The sequence below is a fragment of the Micromonospora sp. DT227 genome (genome assembly GCF_049841835.1).
GTDB lineage: Bacteria > Actinomycetota > Actinomycetes > Mycobacteriales > Micromonosporaceae > Micromonospora.
The window spans coordinates 1-3043 of the sequence record NZ_JBNCLA010000036.1 but is presented as its reverse complement, the minus strand read 5'-3'; the positions used below and the strand labels follow the sequence as shown (position 1 = coordinate 3043).

The following is a 3043-nucleotide window of genomic DNA, read 5'->3' as shown; positions in this document are numbered from 1 at the left end:
GAAACCTCCAACAACAACCGCTGCTGCGGATCCATCGCCACAGCCTCCCGCGGACTGATCCCAAAGAACCCCGCATCGAACAACGCCACGTCAGTCAGGAACCCGCCCTCGCGGACGTAACTGGTCCCCGGCCGTGTCGGATCCGGGTCGTACAGCGACTCGACATCCCAACCCCGATCCATCGGCCATGGCCCGATGGCGTCGCTACCGGTGGCGATGAGATCCCAGAGTTGTTCCGGGGTGTCTATGCCGGCCGAGAACCGGCAGGCCATCGAGACCACGGCGATGGGCTCAGTCCCCCGATCCTGAATCTCCTGCAGGCGTCGCCGGGTCTCCAGCAGGTTGTCCGTGGCCTGTCGCAGATATGTCCGCAGCTTCTCATCGTTGCTCACGCCGTACGCCCTCCCTCGGAGCCTGCGATCTTGTCGAGAACGTCGAACAGCTCGTCATCGGAGGCCGCATAGGTGTCGATCACCGGGATCGCCCCGTGGCCGCCCGTCTGGGCCTCAAGCCTGCGCACCAACTCACGCAGGCGATCCGCCAGCTTCGACGGATCTCCGCCATCTCCCGGGACCAACGTGCGTATAGCCCGCTCGACCCGGTCCAAGTCGGACTCCAAAGTGTTTGCGGGCGTCTTCGCCTCAGGCACAACTCGCGTCCACAGCTCGCGGCTGAGCTCGGCGGGGGTGGGGTAGTCGAAGACCAACGTGGCCGGCAACGACAACCCAGTCACGGCGGCCAGCCGATTACGCAACTCCACCGCGGTCAACGAGTCGAAACCGAGCTCACGGAACGCACTGTCCGGATCAATAGTCGCGGGGCCGGCATGGCCGAGCACAACGGCGGCTTGTATTCGTACCAGTTCCAGGACTGTCCGCTGGCGTTCCTCGACTCCCATAGCGGCCAACCTGGCGGCCAGACCCACCCGCGTATCGGTTGTGGTCGCCGCCCGGCGGGCCGAGCCGGAGCCGCCGGCCAATGTCCGCCACAACGGCGGCACACCACCGGCGCCGGTACGACGCAGCGCGGGCAGGTCCACCCGGATCGGCACGAGTTGCGGCTGGTGGGTGCGTATTGCCGTGTCGAACAGCGCCAGGCCCTGCTCGGAGGACATGGCAAGGACGCCGCCGCTGCGTCGCATCCGGTCCAGGTCGGCCTCGTCGAGGTGTCCGGTCATGGCCGATTGTTGGGCCCACAGTCCCCATGCCAGTGACTGACCGACCAGACCGGTGGTCTGTCGTCGTAGTGCCAGGGCGTCCAGGACGGCGTTGGCCGCGGCGTAGTTTCCCTGTCCTGGTGATCCGAGTGTGGCCGCAGCCGAGGAATACACCACGAACATCGCAAGATCCATGTCCTGGGTCAGTTCGTGTAGCCACCATGCCGCGTCGGCTTTGGCCCGCAGCACCGTGTCCAGCCGCTGCGGTGTCAACGCCTCGATCACCCCGTCGTCGAGGACTGCGGCGGTGTGTACCACCCCGGCCAGCGGATGCTCGGCCGGCACCGCCGCCAGCATCTCGGCCAGGGCGTCGCGGTCGGCGACGTCACACGCGGTCACCTGCACCCGTGCGCCCAGCTCGGTCAGGTCACCGACCAGTTCCGCCGCTCCGGCCGCGGTTGGGCCGCGCCGGGACAGCAACACCAGGTGCCTGACTCCGTGTGTGGTGACCAGGTGCCGGGCTACCAATCCGCCCAACACCCCGGTCCCGCCGGTGATCACCACCGTGCCTTCCGGGTCCAGTCCGGTCGGTAGCCGCAGTACCACCTTGCCGACGTGGCGGGCTGCTTGCAGGTAGCGCAGGGCCTGCACGGCGTGAGTCGCCTCGAACACGCTCATCGGTAGCGGCTGCAGGACCTCCGTGGCGAACATGTCCAGGATCTCGGTCAGCATCTGCCCGATCCGGTCAGCGCCGGTGTCGGGCAGGTTGAACGCCTGATACACCACCCCGGGGTAGTCCGCGGCAACCTGGGCCGGGTCCCGCACATCGGTCTTACCCATCTCCACGAACCGGCCACCACGAGGCAGCAGGTCCAGCGACGCGTCCACGAACTCGCCGGTCAGGGCGTTGAGCACCACATCCACACCCTCGCCTCCCGTCGCGGTCAGGAAGCTGCGCCGGAAGTCCAGATCGCGGGAGGAGGCCAGGTGCGTATCGTCCACACCCATCCCGCGCAGGGTGTCCCACTTGCCGGCGCTGGCGGTGGCGTAGACCTGCAACCCCCAGGCCCGGGCCAGTTGCACCGCGGCCATGCCCACCCCACCGGCCGCGGCGTGGATCAGGATCCGTTGCCCCGGCCGCACACCGGCCAGGTCCCGCAACGCGTAGAACGCGGTCAGGAACACGATCGGCGTCGACGCCGCCCGGGTAAACGACCACCCCCGCGGCACCCGGGCCAACAGCCGATGATCAGTGACCGCCACCGGCCCCAACGCACCGTTGAACATGCCGAACACCCGATCCCCGACCACCACCCCACTCACATCCGGAGCAGTCTCGAGCACCACCCCAGCCGCCTCACTACCCATCACCGCAGCCGGATCCGGGGACATACCCAACCCGAGCCACACATCGCGGAAGTTCAACCCCGCCGCCCGCACCGCAACCCGCACCTGCCCAGCCGCCAACGGCGCCAACGCCTCCGAACACTCCAGCACCGCAAGGTTGTCCAAACTGCCCGGCTCCGACACATCAAGACGCCACGACAACCGCTCAGGGCCAGGCAGAGACAACCCGCCAGCACCATCGGCTCGGGTCAACCGCCGGACATACAACCCGCCAGCGCGAACCGCGATCTCCGGTTCGCCGCTGTCGAGCACCTCCGTCAGAATCCTGCCCAATTCGCTGCCGTGGTCGGTGCCGGTGCCGGTGCCGTGGTCGGTGTCGGTGTCGGTGTCGGTGTCGGTGTCGGTGTCGGTGTCGGTGTCGGTGTCGGTGTCGGTGTCGGTGTCGGTGTCGAGCAGGATGAACCGGTGGGGGTGTTCGGACTGCGCGGAACGGACCAGGCCCCACACCGCGGCCGCGGCCAGGTCACTGCCATCGGTAGC

At 68.0% G+C, this 3043-nt stretch carries 2 protein-coding genes; both read right to left on the bottom strand.

Annotated elements, in window-relative coordinates; genetic code table 11:
* A partial coding sequence (locus ACLQ2W_RS33755) for a beta-ketoacyl synthase N-terminal-like domain-containing protein (protein ID WP_425791932.1) occupies window positions 1-392 on the bottom strand: 392 nt, incomplete at its 3' end.
* Window positions 389-3043, bottom strand: a 2655-nt coding sequence (locus ACLQ2W_RS33750) for an SDR family NAD(P)-dependent oxidoreductase (protein ID WP_425791930.1), incomplete at its 5' end; no start/stop codon positions are given. The genes ACLQ2W_RS33755 and ACLQ2W_RS33750, both read right to left, overlap by 4 nt.